Genomic DNA, 20,666 nt, shown 5'->3' with positions numbered 1-20,666 from the left:
ATTCGTACCGATTGCGAGCCAGCTGTCGCCCATATCCCAGGCTTGGCGCCTTCCCGTCGCGATGCGAACGGCGGTTCGGCGGCGGAACTGCCCCGGCCCCTAGGCGAATCCCGCCGAAAGTCGCATAATACGGGGCTACAGTCGCAGGCCCCTCTGTGGCTGTCGTTCCGGTGGATTTTCGTGCCCGGTAGACCATCCTGGAGGTGCCGCCATGCAAGACAAGCTGCAGTACGAAGGGATTACGTTCGACGACGTCCTGCTCGAGCCGCGCTACAGCGAAGTGATTCCTGGTGAGTGTGATGTCTCGACCCGGCTCACGCGGCGCATCAAGCTGAACATCCCGCTGCTCTCGTCGCCCATGGACACGGTCACCGAGAGTGACATGGCGATCGCCCTGGCGCAAGAGGGCGGCCTGGGCGTCATTCATAAGAACATGTCGATCGACATGCAGACCAAAGAGGTCGACAAGGTCAAACGCAGCGCCAACGGCATCATCTTCGATCCGGTCACGCTGCCCCCCGACGCCACGGTGGGCAAGGCGCGCGAGATCATGGCCCAGCACAACGTCTCGGGCTTGCCGATCACCGAACCCTCGGGCCGGCTGGCCGGCATCCTGACCCGTCGCGACCTGCGCTTTCTCGAAGCTAGCGACATGCGTATCGCCGAGGTCATGACCAGCCAGCACCTGGTGACGGCCACGGGGAATGTGACGCTTGAGGAAGCTGAAAAGATCCTGATGGCAAATAAGGTCGAGAAACTTCTACTGGTTGACGAAAATAACAGACTAACCGGGCTGATTACGATCAAAGATATCGACAAGATGCGCCGGTTTCCGAATGCCTGCAAAGATAGGCAAGGCAGGCTACGGGTTGGCGCTGCTATCGGAGTTCACGAGTACGAGCGGGCCGAAAGCCTGCTCAGCAAAGATGTCGACGTGCTAGTGGTTGATAGTGCCCACGGCCATTCGACCAACGTGGTCGAAACCGTCCGCGGTATCAAACAACGTTGGGACATCGACGTCATTGCTGGAAACGTCGCTACCAAGGAGGGATGCCACGATCTGATCGCCGCGGGCGCGGATGCCGTCAAAGTCGGGATTGGTCCTGGGTCGATATGCACGACGCGGATCATCTCGGGCGTCGGTGTGCCGCAGGTCACGGCCGTGTATCAGGCTGCCCAGGCTGCTAGTGCCGCTGGCATACCGATCGTTGCCGATGGTGGCATCCGCTACTCGGGCGACATGACGAAAGCCATCGCTGCTGGCGCCCACTCGGTGATGATCGGCGGATTGTTCGCCGGCCTGGCCGAGAGCCCGGGCGAGTTGATCCTGTACCAGGGGCGAACTTTCAAAATTTATCGCGGCATGGGCTCGATGGGAGCCATGGTCAAAGGCTCGAGCGAGCGATACCGACAAGGTGGAGGAGAACGCGGCAGCGAAAAATTCGTGCCCGAAGGGGTCGAAGGACGTGTCCCCTTCAAAGGCAGCTTAAGCGCGTTCGTCTATCAATTGATCGGCGGACTGCGAGCCGGCATGGGTTACTGCGGCGCACGTGGGATCGAGGATTTGCGAAGGGATGCGCGATTTATCCAAGTCACAGCGGCTAGTGTGCGGGAGAGTCATCCTCATGACATTGCCATTACGCAGGAAGCACCGAACTACAGCGCCCAGTATTCGTCGGGCGATTCGAACTAGCGCGCGGTTGCTCGCCGCGCGACTGCCGCTGGCGGCGGTGACCGCCCTGGCCCTGGCCGTGTCGCCAACACTGGCCGGCACGACGCCGGATGCCGTGAAAACGACCGCTAGCAAATCCAGCAACTCGAATCTGAAATGGCGAGCGCCCAAAGCGGCGGTCACAACCGACACGCTCGACTCGAGCAACGCCATTTTGAATCCGTTCGCCGACGAGGCGGCCCCGGCCGCGCCCAAAACGGCAGAAGCCAAGGCATCGCCCAAAGCGAGTTCGACCTCGAATGCCGCGCCGGTGTCGAAGAGCGCCGCGAAAAAATCTGCGGACAACGGGACGACAGCAATGTCCCAAACAGCAACGTCCAAATCCATGACGTCCCAGTCTGAAATGTCCTTCAAGACCGAGCCGGCCGAGCTGCCTGCTGAGCCCGCGGCTAAACCGATCAAAACGGTTCGCGTTCGTAAACCGATGACAGTGCAGCGATTGGCCGATGCCGCGCCAGCGCCGCAAACAAGTACCACGTTGGGCGGAAATGGCAGCACCCTCACGATCAAGTTGGCATCGCACGACGAGCCGCAACTCGACCCGTTCGGCGATGATCAGGTTCCCACTTTGGAACTGGTGCGCAAGCCGACCCGTGCAAAAGCGGTGCATACCGCGATGCAGGATCGCAGCGCCGTGCAAGATCCGTTCGGCGACGCCGCGCCCCGGCTCGAACAGGTGCCCAAGCTGGCGCCGCAGCGCGATTCGGCCAATGAACCTACGCCCCCGACGGAACTGGCTCAGGCGCTTCCGTACAACTGCCCGACGCCGCGCGAGTACGTGAAGAAGCTGTCGGACATCAGCACGAACATCGCTGCCGAGCCGGGCGAGTTCCCCGTCGAGTGCGGATTGGGCGACGAGCAATTCGTGCCGCGCAATTTCCAGAGCACGCTGTTCGCCTGGAAAGCTTCCTCGCTTTGCCACAAGCCGCTGTACTTCGAAGACGTCGAGCTGGAACGATATGGCCAGACTTGTTCGCCGTTCTTGCAGCCGATCATATCGGCTACGAAGTTCTACCTGACGCTGCCGATCCTCCCCTACATGATGGGAGTCGAGCCGCCGCTAGAGTGCATCTACCCGCTGGGCTACTACCGGCCGGGCGATTGTGCTCCGTTCATCATCCCGCCGGTGCCGATCAGCTTGCGAGGTGCCTTGCTCGAGGCCGGCGTGTGGGTAGCAGGCGTGGCGCTGGTTCCGTAAGCGAATTGCAGAACGATGATTGCAGAATGATGAATGGTTGAACCCTGCATCGCACCGGCTCATCATTCATCATTTTGCACTCTGCGTTTCTTCACATCCCACATCTGCCCGTGCCGCACCATGGCGCGCCGCAACCGCCCGAGCGTGGTTGCGGTTGGCAGACTGGCAAGCTCGCCCCCTTCGCTGTGTGAGCAGCCGGAACGCTGAGCTGCTTCTCGACGCGCGTGCTACCGCAATCGGGGCAGGCCGGTTTCTCATTGGCACGCACCAACAGCTCAAAATGGTCGCCGCAGCCGGTGCAGGTATATTCGTAAAGGGGCATGATTAGCTCCGCGATCAAAGGATTCTCGCCCGTTCTAACGGGGACGATTGTATTTTAGCCGACCGCCAGGCGGCAGCCAATTCGACTCGCTCCGTCAGAGGAACGTCAGCGCCCCTATGCAATTTGCTGCTCGAAAAGCGGTACATCGGCTCTGGCGGTAGGTGTTGTTGCCGTAATGGCTACAATGCCGATCATGCCAATCCCAACTCTCAATCGCCGCCAGTCGCAGGAGGTTGATCGCCGCGCCGTGGCCGAATATGGCATGACCGGCCTGGTGCTGATGGAGAATGCCGGGCGCGGAGTGGTTGATGTCTTGTATCAGATCGGCATCGCGGGCCCGGTCGTTGTCTGTTGTGGCCGCGGCAACAACGGCGGTGACGGTTTCGTGATCGCTCGACATCTAGACCTGCGTGGCCATCAGGTTCGCGTTGGCCTGTGGTGCGACCCAGGCACGCTGCAAGGGGACGCCGCCGCCAATTATGCGATCTTGGCGCATAGCGACGTACCGATCGAGGTGTTTACTGGCCCTCATGATGCTGGGCGCTTGGCGACATTTCTCAAAGGGGCGGGCTGGATTGTCGACGCTCTATTGGGGACGGGGTCGCATGGTGATCCAAGGCCGCCGCTGGATGCTGTGATCGATCAGCTCAACGCGCATCCGGCCGCGAAGTTGGCAGTTGATCTACCAAGCGGACTCGATTGTGACACAGGCCTGGCCTCGCGACATACCATTCGTGGTTTGCACACCTGCACATTCGTTGCGCAGAAGCCAGGCTTTCTTCAGCCCAGTGCCGTGGCATACACCGGCAAGGTTCACGTACTCGATATTGGCGCCCCGCGCCGATTGATCGACGAATGCCTGGCCGCGGCGCGAGTGGAAAACCGTTCGCATTGAACCTTCGGCATCCGGCCTTTCTGCCCCGGTTGGCGGGCGCCGGGATTAGGCATACGATACGGCATGGCACTGCTTCTCGCGGTTGCTGTTCATGTCGCCTTTCCTTTCCCGCCTTCGATTCACTTGCCATGGCCAAATCGCGTTCTCCACGTCAGGCATCATTACCAGGAATGGAAGATGATGCGCCGCCGAAGCGAGTGACAACCGCTCCGCAATCAGTGTTCGAAAGCGACGCGGATGTGAGTGCAACAGGTGACGGCGCATTTGACGCAGATGATTGTGACCCGGTCTCCCTTCTGTCGCCGGACGGACCAACGGTGCCGCCGGACCTGACAGGCAAGACCGTTTACGCGATCGATGCCAATTCGCTGATCTTTCAGGTCTTTCACGCGATCCCGGAAATGACCAGTCCGCGCGGCGAGCCGGTGAACGCGGTGTTCGGTTTTACACGCGACCTGTTGTTCTTGCTCGAAAAGAAGAAGCCCGACTATTTGTTTTGCGCGTTCGATATGTCAGGCCCGACCTTTCGCCACGAGTTGTATGACGGCTACAAGGGGCAGCGCAGCGAAATGCCCAGCGAGCTACGACCGCAATTCCCATTGCTGCGTCGCATGATCGCAGCGCTCGGCATTCCCATTTTGGAACTCGAAGGCTTTGAGGCCGACGACGTGCTGGCGACGGTCGCCCGACTGACCCACGACGCCGGTGGCGAGTGCTACGTGGTGACTGGCGATAAGGATTGCCGGCAACTGATCACGGACCGCGTCGTGGTGTACAACGTTCGCAAGGACTTGATGTACGACGCCGGGGCGCTGGCAGCCGATTGGGGAATCCGGCCCGATCAGGTTGTCGACTATCAGGCCATCGTCGGCGATTCGGTCGACAATGTGCCGGGCATTCCGCTGATTGGTCCGAAGATCGCCCGTGAGCTGCTGAACAAATACGATACGCTCGAAGGCATCTTCAAACACGCCAGTGAAATTGCCGGCACCAAGCGCCGCGAGAATGTCATCGCCGGGCGCGAGCAAGCGCTCGTCAGTCGGCAACTGGTCCGGCTCGATACCAGCACGCCGATCGTGATTGACTGGCAGGCCGCACGTCGCGGTGCGTTCAATCCAGAACGTGCGCTGGCATTGTGCGCTGCCTTCGGCTTTCATCGCTTTGCCGAGCAGTTGCGCGCGGCGCAATCGTCCAGTGTGCCGAGCACCTGGCAAGGAAACTATCACACGATCGACGGGGCCGAAAAGTTCGCCGCATGGTTGCCGCAGTTAATGGCCCAATCGCGCATCGCAGTGCGCGTGATCGCGTCCGCAGGCCCGACGGTGCAGGCCGACGTGGCCGCGCTGGCCGTGGCCTGGACGCCCGGCGAAGCCTGGTATCTGCCGTTTGGCGCCGATGGGCTTGCCCGTGACACGACGCTCGGGGCGCTCAAATCATTTTTCGAAACCGAGGGCGTTGAAAAGATTTCGCGCGACTCGAAGCATGACACGATTTTGCTGGCCGGCGCCGGCATCGCGCCGCGCGGATTTGCCTTCGACACGATGTTGGCTAGCTATCTGCTCGATGCCGGTGAACGAAATCACACGCTTGGCGAGCTTTCGCAACGTTACCTCGATCATGCCATGACGCCCGTCGCGCAAGGGGATACGGCCGACGCGGCGGCGATTGCTCAGAGCATTGGCGAAGAGATCGACGTTACGCTACGGCTGGCGCCCCTTTTGACGAAACGTTTGCAAGAGGAGACGCTTGAGCGCTTGCTGGTGGATCTCGAGTTGCCGCTGGCCGTGGTACTGGCCGACATGGAGCGGATTGGCATTCGGGTCGACACCGATCGACTGGCGGCTTTGAGCGCTGACTTCGGCGAAAAAGTGTCGGCAGCGGAAAAAGAAATCTACGCTCTGGCTGGCCACGAGTTTAACGTCGCCTCGCCGAAGCAATTGCAGCAGGTGTTATTCACCGAGCAAAAGCTGCCAGCTTTACGGCGCACCAAATCAGGCCCCAGCACGGATGCCAGCGTGCTCGAAGAACTCGCAGCGCAACATCCGCTGCCAGCCAAGATCATCGAGTTTCGTCAGTACTCGAAATTGAAGAACACCTATGTCGACGCGCTGCCGACGCTTGTGACTCCGCGGACCGGCCGCGTACACACCACGTTTCAGCAAGCGGTCGCCGCTACGGGGCGATTAGGTTCGAGCGATCCGAACTTGCAGAACATTCCCATCCGTACGCGGGAAGGGCGCGACATACGCTCGGCGTTTCTGCCCGGCCCGGCCGACTGGCGTTTGCTCGCGGCAGATTACTCGCAAATCGAGTTGCGTGTGCTGGCGCATTTCTCAGGTGATGAAACATTGTGCGCGGCGTTTGCGCGTGGCGACGATATCCACGCGCAAGTAGCGTCCGAGGTCTTTGGCGTGGCGGCAAACGGAGTCACGTCCGAGATGCGGCGCCGCGCCAAGGCGGTCAACTTCGGCGTGCTATACGGCCAAAGCGCATTCGGCCTGGCTAACAGCCTGGACATCGAACAGGACGAGGCTGCACATTTCATCGCCGCCTATTTCGAACGCTATTCTGGCGTCGATGAATTCCTGGCAAAAATACTGGAAGGATGTCGGGTAAATGGGTATGTTAAAACGATCCTGGGGCGCAAAAGAGCAATTCGCGGCGTCCGACCTGATGCCCCTCGGCAACGGAACCTGCCCGAGCGGACAGCCATCAATACCGTAATCCAAGGTTCAGCGGCCGACTTGATCAAGCTGGCCATGCTGGCGGTGCATAGCCGGCTGCGCGAGCGCGGATTATCAGCGCGACTGTTGTTGCAGATTCATGATGAATTATTGTTCGAGGCGCCGGCCGGGGAGCTGGAACCGCTCGCGGAACTGGTGCGCGAGGAGATGGCCGGCGTGATGGCGCTCGCAGTGCCGCTGGTCGTGGATGTAAAGACGGGGATGAATTGGGCCCAGACCGAGCCATGGTCGGCTGCCGGCGAGGAGTTGCCGGGGATTGATCCGGATTTTTCCGACGCCTCGTAGCGATTTGCCGGGGTTAAATCAGCAAGAACGTTCGCAGCCAACGTCTTTCGAAGCAGAGGTCATGCAAAGCCCACGTAGCGACAGTTGCGCCAAAGAGAAAGCGATACTTTTTTGCGGTGGCCCCGTTTAGGGATTGGTGCATCGTGCGAGTGATTGGCCTGGTGGGGGGCATTGCTAGCGGAAAGAGCCTGGTTGCTCGACAGTTGGTAGAATTAGGAGCCGGTTGGCTCGATGCCGATCGGGCCGGACACGAGGTCCTGGAACAGGAGGAGGTCAAGCAGGCGATCCGTGAGCGCTTCGGTAGCGAAGTCTTCACGCCAGATGGCCAGCTCTCGCGGCCGGCGATTGGCCGGCGCGTCTTTGGCAGCGAAGGAGCGGCCGAGGACCGGCGATTCTTGGAACAACTGACCCATCCTCGCATCGGCGAATTGCTAGGCCGGCAGGCCGCGGCGCTGGAGGAGGAAGGGAAGCAAATATTAGTGCTAGATGCACCATTGTTGATGGAAGCTGGTTGGAACAAATTTTGCGAGAAAACGGTTTTCGTCGAGGCCCCGCGTGAGGTACGATTACAAAGAGCACGAGGGCGCGGTTGGAGCGACGCGGAATTTGCCGCACGCGAAGCCGCGCAGCAGTCATTGGACGTGAAGCGCAATCGCGCCGATGTGGTCCTTGATAACTCCGGTTCGGCGGAAGCCACTCGCGAGCAAGTCAAGCATCTTTGGCATTCGCTTAACGGCTGATTGAACTGCACGTCGCCAAACCCCGTCTTGCCCGCCCGCGCCTGAGCACGAATCCCTAAAGACCCATCGATTCAGATTCGCGTTCGAATGTTCGAAGAGTGACTGTCCGCAGCGATCGTCCACTCGCCACTTCAGTAGGTATTTGATCCCCGCCGCAGGCGCCTTCAGCGCGTCCGCATACTGGTTCTTATCCGGAGCATGCGTCTCATGTCGGAAACACGACAACCCCGCGTCACGAAGACCAAACCGCCGCTCGCTGACGAGAAGAGTTACGTCACGGACACGGCCGAGATGGAAGCCGAGCCCCTCTCGCTGGCCGAAGAAATCGCCGAAGAAGTCGCCCTGGGGGGAGACGATACGCACGACCGGTACGAGCAAATCAAGCACGGCGATATTCATATTGCCGAATTGCAGCGGATGAGCATGCCGCAACTGATCGAGCAGGCACGCCGCGAGAATCTCACCGAGCTGACGGGCATCAAGAAGCAGGACCTGATCTTCAAGATCCTGAAAGAGCGCGTGAAGCTCAACGGACTAATGTTCGGCGAGGGGACGCTGGAAGTACTGCCCGACGGGTTCGGCTTCTTGCGTAGCCCGGATTACCACTATCTCTCCTGCCCGGACGATATTTACGTTTCGCCCAGCCAGATTCGCCGCTTCGGTCTGCGCACCGGGGCCACGGTATCCGGCCAGATACGCCCGCCGAAGGAAAACGAACGTTACTTCGCGTTGCTACGGGTCGAGGCCATCAACTATCAGGATCCGAACCTGGTTTCCGAGCGCGTGTCGTTCGACGAACTGACACCGCTGCATCCCGACAAGCGCGTGGTGCTCGAGGCGGCCGCCGACGAAGTCAACATGCGGGTCGTCGACCTGATCGTGCCGATTGGCTTCGGTCAGCGCGGCTTGATCGTCAGCCCGCCCCGCGCCGGCAAGACAATTCTTTTACAGAAGATGGCCAAGAGCGTATTGATCAATCACCCCGAGGTGTACGTGATCATGCTCTTGATCGACGAGCGCCCCGAAGAAGTCACGGACATGGAACGTCAGGTGAAGGGGCCGAACTGCGAAGTGATCAGCTCGACGTTCGACGAACCTTCGGCCCGGCACTTGCAAGTTTCGGAAATGGTGATCGAAAAGGCCAAGCGGATGGTCGAGTACGGCCACGACGTGGTTATCTTCCTCGATTCCATCACACGGCTGGCCCGCGCCTGGAATGCCGAGGTGCCGCACTCGGGCAAGATTCTCTCCGGCGGCGTTGACGCCAACGCCTTGCAGCGTCCGAAGCGCTTCTTCGGCGCGGCCCGTAAGGTCGAAGAGGGAGGCTCGTTGACGATTATCGCCACGGCCCTGGTCGACACCGGCAGCAAGATGGACGAAGTGATCTTCGAAGAGTTCAAAGGTACCGGCAATCTGGAAGTCGTGCTCGACCGCAAGCTGGTCGACAAGCGCATCTGGCCGGCTATCGACGTCAATCGCAGTGGCACGCGCCGCGAGGAGATGTTGATGGACCCCGAAGAACATCGCCGTGTCTGCATTCTGCGCCGCGTGCTCAACGACATGAACCCGACCGAGGCTATGGAGCTGTTGGTTAATCGGCTGTCGAAGACCAAGAGCAACGCCGAGTTCTTGATGAGCATGAACTTGAAGTAGCAGGCCGAATGGCCCGCGCCATCGTATGGTGCCGAATGGGCACCAAGATCGCGAGCCGTCCCTCGCTTCCGTTTCCCTCGGCCGTAGTTGGCCACGTTTAAACCTTGGCTGAAGTGAGTGTGATGCCTCAGACCTTTCGTGGTGAAACGAAACCGACTGCTGCCGCGATCGCGATCGTGGTTTCGCGCTACAACGAATCCGTAACGGGTCGGTTATTGTCCGGAGCGATCGAAACGCTCACCCGGCACGGCATCGCGGATAAACAGATCTCGGTGGCCTGGGTACCCGGCGCCTTTGAATTGCCTGTGGTCGCCGCACGCCTGGCCGGCAGCGAGCGTTACGGCGCCGTGATTTGCCTGGGCGCCGTCATTCGCGGCGAGACCACGCACGACCAGCACATCAATCGGGCCGTCAGCCTGGAATTGGCAGGGCTATCGGTGCGGACCGGCGTTCCGGTATTATTTGGCCTGCTGACCTGCGAGAGCCTGGAGCAAGCGATCCATCGCTCGGGCGGCAACGTAGGCAACAAGGGCTGCGATTGCGCCGAGGCAGCCCTGGAGATGATTCATTTGCTGGGCCAGTTGCCGCGCTAGCAAGAGACCGCTAGGGCCGGCATTAAAGATGAATGCCGTTTTGATAGGCAAGAGCCTGGCCGCCCGCGGCGCGTCAGCCGTGTAGTCACCGAGAGTTGTGTCCGTCGTCCCTGGTCGAAAAGTTTGCCATGACACGTCGTAGTCGAGCCCGTGAAGTCGTCTTGCAGGTGTTGTTTCAGGACGACCTGAATCCGGCCCCCAACCCCATCGCCGCTGACGAATTTCTGCAATTGCGTTTGCAAGGGGACGAGTTGCTCGAGTTCGCGCGCAGCCTGTTGGCGGGCGTGCGCCGCAATCAAGGGGAGCTCGATCAGCTCTTGTCGCGGACAGCCGACAATTGGAGCCTGGAACGAATGGCGGCCACGGATCGCAACGTGCTGCGGTTGGGCGCATTCGAGATTCTGTATACGGCCACGCCCGGTCGTGTCGCGATCAACGAGGCGGTGGAGTTGGCCAAACGTTTCGGCTCGGCCCACAGCGCGCAATTCGTGAACGGCATTCTTGATCGCTTCCTGGCGGGACATCGCGAGGAAAAGTCGAGCTGACCTAATGCGCAGGATGAGCACGAACGGCGAGCGATTGACGCAAGCGAGTGTTTGGCCACTCACGACGCGGGACCTTCTCGCTCTGCTCACGGCACTGGCTTTGGTGCTCGCTATCCCGGCTTCGCAATTGAAATCGCCGGCGATCGCGTTTACGGTTTTTTCGATAGTCACGCTACCGCTGTTAGTCGTCGCGCTCGCGGCACCCGCGGCCTGGCGTCTTCTGAAAGCACGGGCGGAAGCCGGTAGCGATCCGCCTGCGGATATCGGTCACGAGCGCTTCGCGTTCAAGTATGGATTACTGGCGTCCGCGCCCTACGCGACATTTTGGATGATGGGCATTCTCTACCCCATCGCCGCTGCGGACGCCGCACCAAAGTTCCTCGCATCTGTGTACGTGTTGATTGGATTTATCGCCGCCTTGTCGTGTTTGCCGCTGTTGCTGGCATTGATCTATTCGTTGGAAGCGTTTTGGGGGCGCCGCATCAATTTGCCGCTCTTGGTAATGCGGATAACGGTCCTGCTAATGTACCTCTGTCTGCTGACCATCCTGATCTTGTGCATGGTCGGGATGGACTACTGACGCTCGTAAGCTCGGCGACACGAGCAAGTAGAAGGGATAAGCGGATAGTCTCGGCCGTTTTTGACCGAATATGGTGAGAAGCAGATGGCGAGAATCGAAGCGATATCACCGACCGCATACTTACAAGCAAAGCCCAGGTGGCAATTCAGCATTAGATCTTTTCTACTGCTAACAGGTATCATCGCCCTCGTGATCGCCCACTGGCCGGTTCGCGAACAATCGTGGCAATTGCAAGCGGCGTTCGCGGCGCTAACCTCGGCGCTTCTTGTTACGGTCTGTTTGGCGCTCCCGGCCTGGCGAATCGCGCAAAGGCGTTGGAACCGACAAGCGGAACAGGGGGAAGTGTCACCCGTCACGAACGAGAGGACGGCACTCGGATTCGGTCTCGGCTCGATGCTGACGTACGGCCCGCTCTTGCTTGTTGCCTTGATCGCTCCTCATCCGGCTACCAATCCGCTGGTCCAAGGCGTTAGGCTGAGTGTTGTTGTTTTTGCCGTCGCGCTATGGCCATTAATCGTTTTCGCGTTGAGTCTTTCGTTTGTAACTTTTTGGGGAGCGGTGAAGAATCCGCCGCTGTTTGTCCTGCTGGTGATCGGCTTGCTGGCGAACGTCGTATTAGTCTGGGCCGCTATCGAGGCCATTGCCGGCTTGGACTGATTCCCGTAAGCTCGGCTCCGGCCGCATGCCGATTGCTTTCATATTGGCTCTACATCCCTCTAAGTAGCTTGAAGATGGGTTTTCTCGACCGGTTCAAGAAGAAGTCCGACGCACCGCCGCCTGCGGCAACGCCTGCTGCGGACCCCGCGAAAGCAGAGCCGGCCGCGCAGCAGCCCCCCGCCGCGCCCGCTGACGAACCGACGGTGCGCGTCGGCCCCGCCGACAAGACCGTTCTGGCGCCCGCAGCCGGGGCCGCACCTCCGGCTGAGAAGCAGTCTGCTCCGCCAGCTGAGAAACAGCCCGCACCGGCGCCTGCCGCCAAGACCCCCGCGGTGCCTCCCCCCGCCCCGCCCAGAACTCCGCCGCCCCCCGAGCCGGCTCCCGCTGCCGAGCCGCCGAAGAAAGGGGGTTTCTTTGCCAAGATTCGCGAAGGGCTGAAGAAGACCACGCGGATCCTCAACACCGATATTCGCGATCTCTTCAAAAGCGAGGGGCGTCTGGTCGACGATGCCTTTCTGGACGAGCTGCTCGAGATCTTGATCAAGACCGACATGGGGGTCGTCGCGTCGCAGCAGGCGATCGACCAGGTGCGCACCGATTTCCGTGGCCGCGTCGTTCACATTGAGGACGTCGTCGGCACCTTGAAAAGCAAGTTCAAGGAACTGCTCAAGCAGCCTGAGGAGCCAATCCGCTTCGCAGCCACCGGCACAACCGTGATTATGGTGGCGGGCGTCAACGGCGCTGGCAAAACGACATCGATCGCGAAGCTGGCGCGGACCTTCATCGGACAGGGAAAGAAGGTCGTTCTGGGCGCGGGCGACACCTTCCGCGCCGCGGCGGTCGAACAATTGACCGTGTGGGCCGGTCGCTTGGGGGCGGAAATCGTCACCGGCGAAGCCAAGAGCGATCCGGCTAGCGTTGCCCATCGTGCCGTCGCGCACGCGGTGGAGACAGGCGCCGATGTATGCATCGTCGACACGGCCGGTCGGCTGCAGACGCAGCAGAACCTGATGAAGGAACTCACGAAGATCCACAACGTCATCGGCAAGAAGGTGCCGGGTGCGCCGCACGAAGTGCTGCTGGTGCTCGACGCGACGACCGGGCAAAACGGTATCAGCCAGGCCAAGAGTTTCAGCGAAGCCGTGCAGTGTACCGGAATCGTGTTGGCAAAAATCGATGGCACGGCCAAGGGGGGCGTCGTCATCGCCATCCGGCAGCAGGTCGGTCTGCCGGTGAAATATCTCGGCGTCGGCGAAAAGGCCGAAGACATGACCCTCTTCAATCCCGACCAATTCGTGGAAGCCATGTTCGAGGACTTGATGCCCTCGGGCAATGCATCGTAACCGGTCAACCCCTATTGTTTTGAGGGCTCATCGGCTGGCATCGGTAACGGCATTGAATGCAATGCCGCGGTCTGGCTGATTGAGATATCTCGACGACGCTCGTCGCTCTTGCATCGCGTAGGTCACTTCGAGCGCTATCGGCAATGGCGTCAGCCTATAATCCAAGGATGCCAGCTCCAAACGTCACACGCCGACGATCCTGGTTCAGCTTCAGCCTCGGAGCGTTTCTGCTACTAATTGCAGCGTTGGCGCTCGGGATGGGGTGGTTCATCAGTCCGCGGTTTGAGCAGCAGCGTATAGTCAGAGAATTGCTCGAGCGGTTTCCAAATGCATCGATCGGATTTCAGCATCAGATCGACGCACTTTACTTGCACGTCAAACCAACGCCACCAGGACCAGCGTGGCTAAGACGCATCGTAGGAAACGAATTCTTTGCCCGGGTTGAAGTGGTCACTATCTTCAACCCGGAACTCAACGATCACACACTAGCACAGATCGCACGTCTCCAAAATTTACGTCGCCTCAATATTCAGTCTGATCGGATAACTGATTTCGGTGTCTCATATATTGGTCAATTGAACAATCTCAAAGAATTGCAGGTCTATTCAGATGCTGTAACCGATGCCACCTTAGATCAATTAACGCGGTTGACTAACCTACGGAAACTGACGCTCTCGTGTCATAACCTTACTGATGCTGGTCTATCAGCGGTTGGCCGCTTGGGCCGTTTAGAATCTCTACGTATTTTTAACTCCCATATTTCAGGACACGGATTTGAGCATCTGAGATCGCTCAATAAGCTGCGCAAGCTTTTATTGCACTGTCCAAATCTGAACGACAATGGACTCAATAACTTAGAGTCACTTCCTAACCTTGAATCGCTCTATATTAGATCGGACGAAGTTACTGATACCGGCCTTTTAGCGTTATCGCGATTAAAGCGGCTAACAATTATTGAGATCTTCAATGAACGAATTACAGATGAGGGCCTACACTACCTTGCCGGTGCTTCACAGCTCGAATTTCTTTCGCTCGACAGTCCCTTGATTACCGATGAGGGATTACTTCAGCTACAGCATATTCCCAATCTCAAAGAGATATCCTTCCGGAGTCACCGCGTTACAGCCGAGGGGGTTCGGCTATTCAAAAAGTCCATGCCGAGTACTGTTATTAGTGTGCCCGCATTGCCCTAGCAGCGTGTTCACGTATTCAGCTGGCGGTGTCGTCCCTTCGTACCATGCTTTTTCCGCGGTACGTGGATAAAGCATGCGGCGTGTCAACCAAGATGCTCGTCGGTGCTTTGCCGCGCCATTGTACGCGGCTGTCGTCGGATGCATCCGTGTCGTGCATTCTTTTCATTGGTGAGAGTCAAGCACCCTTGCGGGCTGGTGTGAATACTGCATCGCGACGGTTGAGTACAGTTGGTCCTGGTTGACTGCGTTGCAAAGCCCTTGGATGCGGTTCAAAATGGCGCCCGCGGGCGGAGCTATATTTGCCAAGGGACATTTTGGAGGACCGGCCCGTGCGCTATACAGCATTATTCTTCTTGCTCGTCTCTCTCGTCACGGTCGCGCCCGATGCCTCGAGCGCCATTGCCGCCGACGAACTATCGAAGCGCATCGAAGCCATCGTCGACGCGCCCGAGTTCAAGCATGCCCATTGGGGGCTGCTGATCGTCGACATGGAGTCGGGGGACACGCTCTACGAACGATCGGCCGATAAGCTTTTTGCCCCCGCCTCGACGACGAAGTTGTTTTCCGTGGCAACCGCACTCGACGAACTGGGGGCGGATTTTCGCTTCGAGACGCCGGTGTACGCCGATGGCGAGATCGACAAGGACGGTCGACTGGACGGCAATCTGGTACTCGTGGCCAGCGGCGACCTGACGATGGGGGGACGAACGGATGAAGCGGGGCGGATTGCCTTCGTCGATTCGGATCATACGTATGCCAACTTCAGTCGTTCGGCCGAGATCACGAAGCCCGATCCCTTGGCCGGCCTAAATGATATCGCCCAGCAAGTGCTGGCCGCGGGGATCAAGCACGTCGATGGGGACGTCGTAATCGACGACCGGCTATTCGATCAGGCCGAAGGAACCGGTAGCGGGCCGGACTTATTGACGCCTATCATCGTCAATGACAATTTGATCGACGTGCGTGTGACGCCGACCGAGGCCGGTCAGCCGGCCAAGTTCGAGTGGCGGCCGCAAACGTCGGCCGTGCATGTGGACGTGCAGGTCGACACGGTGAGCTCCGACGAAGAGACGCACGTCGACATTGTCTCGCCGGCAGAGAACGTCGTGATCGTCCGCGGCCAGATCAAGGCCGCGGATAAGCCCATCGTGCGAATTCACGAAGTTGCTGATCCAGCATCGTTTGCGCGGGCGCTATTGATCGAGGCGTTACGCCGGGCTGGCGTAACCGTCGAAGCGTCGCCGTTTGAGTCGAACGACGAAGACGAACTGCCCGAGCCCGAGGACTATGCGTCGTTGAAGCGCTTGGCGCTATTGAAATCGCCACCGTTCGCCGAATCAGCGAAGCTGATTTTGAAGGTCAGTCACAACTTGCACGCCAGCACGCTCCCCTTGATCGTGGCGTCGCGGCATGGGGAACGTAGTTTGGCAGCCGGATTGCATCGGCAGCATGATTTTCTGGCCCGTGCCGGTGTCGACGTCGATGCAATCTCGTTCGGCGGAGGTGCCGGAGGGGATCGGGCGGACTACACGACGCCGCGCGTGACGGTGCAACTGCTGCGTTATATGGCCACTCGCCCCGATTTTCCGATCTATCGTGACGCGTTGCCGGTTTTGGGAGGAGACGGCACCCTGGCTACCGCGGTCGGCAAGGACAGCCCGGCGCGCGACAAATTTCACGCGAAGACAGGCACGCTGATCTGGACGAACACCATGAATCGCACGTCGTTGCTCAATAGCAAGGCGCTGGCCGGCTACGGCACGACGGGCTCCGGCAAGCGCGTGGCCCTGTCGCTCGTGGTCAATCAGGTGCAACTCGCCAAGAGCGAAGAGCGTGACCGCATCGGTCAGGTTCTCGGCAAAATCTGCGAAGCCATTGTCGAACAGTAGATGGTAGGCAGTAGGCAGAGGGCAGTGAAGAAGTGCTGAATGCCAAGTGCGGCAAGCAATTGGCTGGCTCGCCGCGCTGCTTCTGCAGAGCCGCAATCTTGAGTTCATCATTCACCACTCCGCACGCCGCATTTCCTCACTGCCTACGGCCCTCTGCCGACTGCCCACTACGTAAGGTATTTCTTCGGCACTTCCGCGCCCGCCACGTAGTTCAGCTTGCCGAGCTTGCACATTTGGTAAACGTTGATGCGGAAGTCGGGGCAGGTGCTGACGAAACAGTAGGCGTCCGTCGGCGAGAAGCCGTAATCCGCGATTAGCCAATCCATCAGGTTCACCGTGGCCGTCTCGACTGCGATCTCTAGCGGGCGAAAGGCATGCAGTGAAATGATCGAGTCCGGCTTCTCGATACGCATCCACGGAATCCGTTTCTGCTTGATCACTTCGAGCTTCAGCCGCACGGTCGATTTTGTCTCGGCCGCGGTGCCGGTGAACTCGGTGTCTCCTTGGCTGGCGTGTACGTCCCCCAAGTAGAACAGCGCGCCTGGGTGAAACACGGGGATGAAAATGCGATTGCCAGGCGCAGCATCGCGAATGTCCAGATTGCCACCCCATTCTCCTTGCCCATCGACGCTCGTGGTCACCTCACGGTCCGGCGCGACGCCTAGCGTGCCCACAAACGGCGTCAGCGGCCAGGTAATCCGGTCGTTGAATTTCAAGGTGCCGTCACGCATCGTGCCGCTGGTGCCTGGCGCGTGACGAAAGATGCGCGTCGTGTACTCGGCTGACAGCTCAGGCCAGCGCGTCGATTCGCCCAGCGGACCGCGGCGCGGGCCGACGGCGATCCACGAGTAATCATCGACGACGATCTCGTCGATTGTCACTACCAGGACGTCGCCGCGTTCCGCCCCCGCAACCCAGACTGGGCCGCCGATTGGGTTGGCCATCGGCGGAGAACGATCGAATCCGGGGCGCCGCCCGGGCACCGCCTTGTCATCTTCGCTACGGAAGTACCCGGTGCTGGCGTCGTAGGTTTCGATCTCGAACGTCTCGCCCGACTCGACCTTTAGCAGCGGCGCGTCCTGAAAATTGAAGGCGTATTTTCTCGCTTGCTCGCGTTCGATGCGTTGCACGGTGTTTTCTCCAGCAGCGGTTCTAAGCATATGGCGCACGGAGGAGCGCGCGACGCTGCCATGATATGCCGTGGGAAGCGTCCCCGAAAGAAACGTATCGGGCGACCGCAGAGAGCAGGAGCTTTTCGTGCCCGGTAGCTTTGTACCTGGCGAGATCCTGTGAGAGATTCCCGCTCACCTGCCGCCTAGTCGACGCTTCACGCGTCGCCTGTCAGGGAGTGAGGTCAAGAATCCAAACGCTTATCGCACAATCCTGACGCGTGATTCGCTGGTCATCATATCGTAGACGTCTTCGATGTCGCGCGGGCTCAGGCGGATGCAGCCCCGCGATTCGGCCAGGCCGATGCTGTTCGGATCATTCGTGCCGTGAATGCCGAAATGGTCATCCAGGCCGATCCAAAACTTGCCCAGCGGGTTGGTCGGATCGTTGGCATCGATCACTTTGTCCGGCCCGTAATACGTCGGATTCGGGGTCTTCGTCTTGACGGCGAACTCCCCTTCGGGCGTTGTCTGATCGGCGCCGATGCCGATCGGGAATTGCCCGGCAAAGCGCCCGCCCAGCATCATGGTCAACTGCCGCGTGCTCTTGTTGATCGTGGCGTCGAACGGTCCCTGTACGACCTTCAGCTTATCGCCCGGTCGCAGTTGGTTCGGATCGGCAATCCCATTGATCTTGGCCAGGATCTGCGCCGGCACGCGATAATGCTGGGCCACGCGGTCCAAGGTATCGCCAGGCTGCACCTCGTAGGCCGGCAGCAGCAAATGTTCCTGCGAATAGATGACCGTGCCCGCCAATTGGTTCAACAGCGGCATCAACTGTTGATGCTCGGGTGGCGATAGGCGTGGATCGTCGTACCAGCGCGAGAGTAGCAACAAGGCGGGATCGAGGCGATTCTCGGCCAGTAGCGCTTGCGACGCTGCGAAGTCGGTGGCGAATGTGCTCTCCGGCAAGTCGCTGGCCGGAGGAACTTCGCCCACGGGCGGAGCCAACATGGCGCCGTCACCCGTCGGTGCCTGGCGATAGTCGACGCCTTGCGTTGCCGGATCGTGAATCGGCGGTTGCGACATTTCGGCCGTCACTTCGGATCCGACCGGCGGCATCTCGGGATTACCCGGACCGACGTTCGGCGAGACAAACGGCGGAGCGGCGCCGGAATCTTGTGTCGAAGGAGGAGCACTGAACGGCGGGGCTTCCACGGCGGTGGCCGTTTGCGGCTGCACGACTTGCGGTGCAGCTTGCGCTGGGGGTGCGGCGCCCAGGATGGCCGGCGGACCCGACGCTGCGCCGTCGCTCGGCGGCAGTTCGATCTGCGGTCCACCTTGCCAATCTTCCGCAACGACACCGGGCGGTGGTTCCACGTCACGCGCACCCGTCAGCGCGACATACACGCCATAGGCAACCGCCGAAAGTACGGCGACAATGAGGAGTGTTTTAAAGGCCTGCACCGTCGTTCTCCTGGAGATCCCGTTGTGGACCGTGGCGGCGCGGTCAGCCGCGATGGTTTGAATGCGGCAGAATTTTGCGATCGAATGACCGCTTTCTGCGATCGCCGTAACCCGCTGTACCGCATGGCAAATTGCGGCAAGATCATAGGACAAGTCGTCTTCTGACGCTATGTCAGCCGCGAGGGGTCAACCCCGTTGTTCTTTATATCGGTATGAAGAGCGGGAGCACTGGGTACGAGTTCGCCGAGGCGACCGGTGGCATCATTTCGTCCAACGATGCGGCGAAGAACGTGATTTGGGCAAACATTGAAATTGCCCAGTTTGGCGCTTCGTTCCAGCGCGATCATTCGCGCTCATGCGGCGCGGGTTTGCTAGCAGCTTGCTGCGCCTTTCCCTCGCGCAGGCGGATCCGAATTTTTTTCAGCCGTTCGGCCAATTCGGATTCGAAACCGCGTGGCACTGGTCGGTAGTATTCGCGCTCGACTCCCAGGTAGTCTTGTGCCGCCACGGCATCCGGCGCGTTGTGCGCGTACTCGTAGCTTTCGCCGTGCCCCAACCGCTTCGCTCCGGAATAATGGCTGTCTTTCAGATGGACCGGCACCGGCAGCAGGCGACCCGTTTTAACGTCGGCGCGCGCTTCCGAGATTCCTACCGTGGCAGCGTTCGACTTCGGCGCGCAGGCCAGATATGTGACCGCCTGCGCCAGCGGCAACTGGCATTCCGGTAGGCCCACGAATTCGGTCGCTTGCATCGCGGCCACGGCCAGCGGCAGCGCGTGCGGGTCGGCATTGCCGATGTCTTCACTGGCCGCGATCACGATCCGCCTGGCCAGAAAGCGCACGTCCTCGCCTGCCTCGAGCATTTGTGCCAGCCAATACAGTGCTGCGTCAGGGTCGCTGCCGCGGATGCTCTTGATCAGCGCGCTCGCTGCGTCGTAATGAGCGTCCCCCGTCCGGTCGTACGCCACGGCTTTGCGCTGCACGGATTCTTCGGCAAGTGATCTCGTAAATATCAGCGGTCGCGAATTGCTCGAAAGCACGCCGACCTCAAGCGCCGACAGGGCCCGGCGCGCGTCGCCGTCGCTTATTTCGGCCAGGAACTCGAGAGCATCATCCTCGAGCCGCACGTCTTCAGAGCCCAGGCCGCGCTCCTTGTCCGCTAATGCACTGCGCAGGACCTGCTTGATATCGTCCACCGACAACGCCTCGAACTGAAAAACACGGCTGCGGCTCACGAGCGCGCTATTGATAGCGAAAAATGGATTTTGCGTCGTCGCACCCACCAGGATCACGATGCCTTCTTCGACATCCGGCAGCAGCACGTCTTGCTGCGCGCGATTGAAGCGATGGATCTCGTCGACAAAGAGCAGCGTTTTGTTGCCGCCGCCCGATAGTCGATCGCGGGCGCCATCCAGTGTTTCTCGCAGTTCCTTCACGCCGCTCGTGACCGCATTGAGTTGAACGAAAGCGCTTTTGCTTTCCGCGGCGAGCAGACGCGCGAGCGTCGTCTTGCCCGTGCCGGGAGGGCCGTAAAAGATGACCGAGCCCAGGCGATCGGCCTTCAGTAACCGGTTCAGCAATTTTCCTTCTCCCAAGAACTGGCGCTGGCCCACGAATTCAGCCAGCGTGCGGGGGCGCATGCGCGCGGCCAGGGGCTGCGCCCGCCGGCGATTCTGTGCTTCGCCCGCTTCGAACAGAGAAGGTCCGCGATTAGGCTTCATA

General features: G+C 60.0%; 17 protein-coding genes. 13 read left to right on the top strand and 4 right to left on the bottom strand.

The window, feature by feature from the left end:
• Window positions 1-211 precede the first annotated feature (211 nt).
• Window positions 212-1,693, top strand: coding sequence for an IMP dehydrogenase (gene guaB / locus VGN12_10025; GenBank protein HEY4309775.1), 1,482 nt, complete (start codon window positions 212-214; stop codon window positions 1,691-1,693).
• A gap of 7 nt (window positions 1,694-1,700) precedes the next feature.
• Complete coding sequence (locus VGN12_10020; protein HEY4309774.1) at window positions 1,701-2,930, top strand: hypothetical protein; 1,230 nt, start codon at window positions 1,701-1,703, stop codon at window positions 2,928-2,930.
• A 91-nt stretch (window positions 2,931-3,021) separates the two neighbouring features.
• Here the strand turns inward: VGN12_10020 and VGN12_10015 are convergent, their stop codons facing one another.
• Entirely contained in the window at window positions 3,022-3,252 is a 231-nt protein-coding gene (locus VGN12_10015) for an FmdB family zinc ribbon protein (GenBank protein HEY4309773.1), read from the bottom strand.
• 193 nt (window positions 3,253-3,445) lie between these two features.
• Here VGN12_10015 and VGN12_10010 point away from each other — a divergent pair, with 193 nt between their 5' ends.
• The 11 genes from VGN12_10010 to dacB all read left to right on the top strand — a co-directional run bounded on the left by VGN12_10010 (window position 3,446) and on the right by dacB (window position 16,369).
• A complete protein-coding gene (locus VGN12_10010; protein HEY4309772.1) occupies window positions 3,446-4,147 on the top strand; it encodes an NAD(P)H-hydrate epimerase in 702 nt (233 codons plus the stop codon).
• Between the two features lie 128 nt (window positions 4,148-4,275).
• Window positions 4,276-7,176, top strand: coding sequence for a DNA polymerase I (gene polA / locus VGN12_10005; GenBank protein ID HEY4309771.1), 2,901 nt, complete (start codon window positions 4,276-4,278; stop codon window positions 7,174-7,176).
• A gap of 143 nt (window positions 7,177-7,319) precedes the next feature.
• A complete protein-coding gene (coaE, locus tag VGN12_10000; GenBank protein HEY4309770.1) occupies window positions 7,320-7,916 on the top strand; it encodes a dephospho-CoA kinase in 597 nt (198 codons plus the stop codon).
• Window positions 7,917-8,207: 291 nt separating this feature from the next.
• The gene (gene rho, locus VGN12_09995; protein HEY4309769.1) at window positions 8,208-9,569 is read left to right on the top strand and encodes a transcription termination factor Rho; all 1,362 of its coding nucleotides are present in this window, start codon (window positions 8,208-8,210) and stop codon (window positions 9,567-9,569) included.
• A gap of 122 nt (window positions 9,570-9,691) precedes the next feature.
• Window positions 9,692-10,162: a 6,7-dimethyl-8-ribityllumazine synthase gene (ribH, locus tag VGN12_09990; GenBank protein ID HEY4309768.1), complete on the top strand. Its 471-nt coding sequence runs from the start codon at window positions 9,692-9,694 to the stop codon at window positions 10,160-10,162.
• Between the two features lie 110 nt (window positions 10,163-10,272).
• The gene (gene nusB, locus VGN12_09985; GenBank protein HEY4309767.1) at window positions 10,273-10,707 is read left to right on the top strand and encodes a transcription antitermination factor NusB; all 435 of its coding nucleotides are present in this window, start codon (window positions 10,273-10,275) and stop codon (window positions 10,705-10,707) included.
• A 4-nt stretch (window positions 10,708-10,711) separates the two neighbouring features.
• On the top strand, window positions 10,712-11,287 hold the full coding sequence (locus VGN12_09980) for a hypothetical protein (GenBank protein ID HEY4309766.1): 576 nt from the start codon (window positions 10,712-10,714) through the stop codon (window positions 11,285-11,287).
• A gap of 189 nt (window positions 11,288-11,476) precedes the next feature.
• The gene (locus VGN12_09975; protein ID HEY4309765.1) at window positions 11,477-11,944 is read left to right on the top strand and encodes a hypothetical protein; all 468 of its coding nucleotides are present in this window, start codon (window positions 11,477-11,479) and stop codon (window positions 11,942-11,944) included.
• Between the two features lie 74 nt (window positions 11,945-12,018).
• Window positions 12,019-13,287, top strand: a complete 1,269-nt coding sequence (gene ftsY / locus VGN12_09970) for a signal recognition particle-docking protein FtsY (protein HEY4309764.1) — start codon at window positions 12,019-12,021, stop codon at window positions 13,285-13,287.
• Between the two features lie 257 nt (window positions 13,288-13,544).
• Window positions 13,545-14,480: a hypothetical protein gene (locus VGN12_09965; protein ID HEY4309763.1), complete on the top strand. Its 936-nt coding sequence runs from the start codon at window positions 13,545-13,547 to the stop codon at window positions 14,478-14,480.
• 329 nt (window positions 14,481-14,809) lie between these two features.
• Window positions 14,810-16,369 carry a D-alanyl-D-alanine carboxypeptidase/D-alanyl-D-alanine-endopeptidase gene (dacB, locus tag VGN12_09960; protein ID HEY4309762.1) on the top strand — a complete coding sequence of 520 codons (1,560 nt, stop codon included), beginning with the start codon at window positions 14,810-14,812 and terminating at the stop codon, window positions 16,367-16,369.
• A 167-nt stretch (window positions 16,370-16,536) separates the two neighbouring features.
• Here the strand turns inward: dacB and VGN12_09955 are convergent, their stop codons facing one another.
• The 3 genes from VGN12_09955 to VGN12_09945 form a co-directional block, all read right to left on the bottom strand.
• Window positions 16,537-17,499, bottom strand: a complete 963-nt coding sequence (locus VGN12_09955; GenBank protein HEY4309761.1) for an acetamidase/formamidase family protein — start codon at window positions 17,497-17,499, stop codon at window positions 16,537-16,539.
• Window positions 17,500-17,739: 240 nt separating this feature from the next.
• Window positions 17,740-18,945 carry a L,D-transpeptidase family protein gene (locus VGN12_09950; GenBank protein HEY4309760.1) on the bottom strand — a complete coding sequence of 402 codons (1,206 nt, stop codon included), beginning with the start codon at window positions 18,943-18,945 and terminating at the stop codon, window positions 17,740-17,742.
• A 343-nt stretch (window positions 18,946-19,288) separates the two neighbouring features.
• Window positions 19,289-20,665 carry a replication-associated recombination protein A gene (locus VGN12_09945; GenBank protein HEY4309759.1) on the bottom strand — a complete coding sequence of 459 codons (1,377 nt, stop codon included), beginning with the start codon at window positions 20,663-20,665 and terminating at the stop codon, window positions 19,289-19,291.
• Window position 20,666: the final 1 nt, after the last annotated feature.

The sequence above is a fragment of the Pirellulales bacterium genome (genome assembly GCA_036499395.1).
GTDB lineage: Bacteria > Planctomycetota > Planctomycetia > Pirellulales > JACPPG01 > JACPPG01.
Note: the sequence above shows the minus strand (reverse complement) of the source record. Positions and strands in the feature narration are given on the sequence as shown.

Coding starts and splice junctions, on each gene's coding strand:
- polA (HEY4309771.1), top strand. CDS start 4,276: ATGGCCAAATCGCGTTCTCCACGTCAGGCATCATTACCAGGAATGGAA.
- VGN12_09980 (HEY4309766.1), top strand. CDS start 10,712: ATGCGCAGGATGAGCACGAACGGCGAGCGATTGACGCAAGCGAGTGTT.
- rho (HEY4309769.1), top strand. CDS start 8,208: ATGGAAGCCGAGCCCCTCTCGCTGGCCGAAGAAATCGCCGAAGAAGTC.
- VGN12_09945 (HEY4309759.1), bottom strand. CDS start 20,665: ATGAAGCCTAATCGCGGACCTTCTCTGTTCGAAGCGGGCGAAGCACAG.
- guaB (HEY4309775.1), top strand. CDS start 212: ATGCAAGACAAGCTGCAGTACGAAGGGATTACGTTCGACGACGTCCTG.
- ftsY (HEY4309764.1), top strand. CDS start 12,019: ATGGGTTTTCTCGACCGGTTCAAGAAGAAGTCCGACGCACCGCCGCCT.
- VGN12_09965 (HEY4309763.1), top strand. CDS start 13,545: ATGGGGTGGTTCATCAGTCCGCGGTTTGAGCAGCAGCGTATAGTCAGA.
- VGN12_10015 (HEY4309773.1), bottom strand. CDS start 3,252: ATGCCCCTTTACGAATATACCTGCACCGGCTGCGGCGACCATTTTGAG.
- ribH (HEY4309768.1), top strand. CDS start 9,692: ATGCCTCAGACCTTTCGTGGTGAAACGAAACCGACTGCTGCCGCGATC.
- VGN12_10010 (HEY4309772.1), top strand. CDS start 3,446: ATGCCAATCCCAACTCTCAATCGCCGCCAGTCGCAGGAGGTTGATCGC.